This is a genomic window from Micromonospora sonchi (genome assembly GCF_014646235.1).
Taxonomy (GTDB): Bacteria; Actinomycetota; Actinomycetes; order Mycobacteriales; family Micromonosporaceae; genus Micromonospora; species Micromonospora sonchi.
Genome location: NZ_BMNB01000098.1, coordinates 1 through 704 on the forward strand (window position 1 = coordinate 1; position 704 = coordinate 704).

At 64.8% G+C, this 704-nt stretch carries 1 protein-coding gene; it reads left to right on the top strand.

Going from position 1 to position 704, the window contains the following annotated elements:
* The coding region (locus tag IEY61_RS30925) for a non-reducing end alpha-L-arabinofuranosidase family hydrolase (RefSeq protein WP_268240710.1) at window positions 1-704 on the top strand (704 nt) is incomplete at both ends.

Genomic DNA, 704 nt, shown 5'->3' on the forward strand with positions numbered 1-704 from the left:
CCGTCGTCGTACCGGTGGTCGTCGTCGGGTGCGTTGGCGCAGCCGAGGTCGGGGTGGGTGTCGTTGAAGGACTTCACGCACGCGCCGTACAACGGTCAGCACCTGGTGTACGCCACCACGCACGACACGGGTTCGACGTGGGGTTCGATGAACTTCGGTCTGTTCTCGATCTGGAACCAGATGGGGTCGGCCAGCCAGAACCAGATGCCGTTCGCCGCTGTCGCGCCGAGCCTGTTCTACTTCGCGCCGCGCAACGTCTGGGTGTTGGCCTACCAGTGGGGCGGCCCGGCGTTCTCCTACCGCACCTCCACCGACCCGACCAACGTGAACAGTTGGTCGTCGGCGCAGACGCTGTTCTCCGGCAGCATCTCCAACTCCAGCACCGGTCCGATCGACCAGGCGGTGATCGGTGACGACCAGAACATGTACCTCTTCTTCGCCGGGGACAACGGCCGGATCTACCGGGCCAGCATGCCGATCGGCAACTTCCCGGGCAGTTTCGGGTCGAACTACACCACGATCATGACCGACACCACGAACAACCTGTTCGAGGGGGTGCAGGTCTACAAGCTGCAGGGCCAGAACCGGTACCTGATGCTCGTCGAGGCGATCGGTTCGCAGGGCCGCTACTTCCGCTCCTTCACGGCCACCAGCCTGGGCGGCACGTGGACGCCGCAGGCGACGAGTGAGAGCAACCCCTTCGC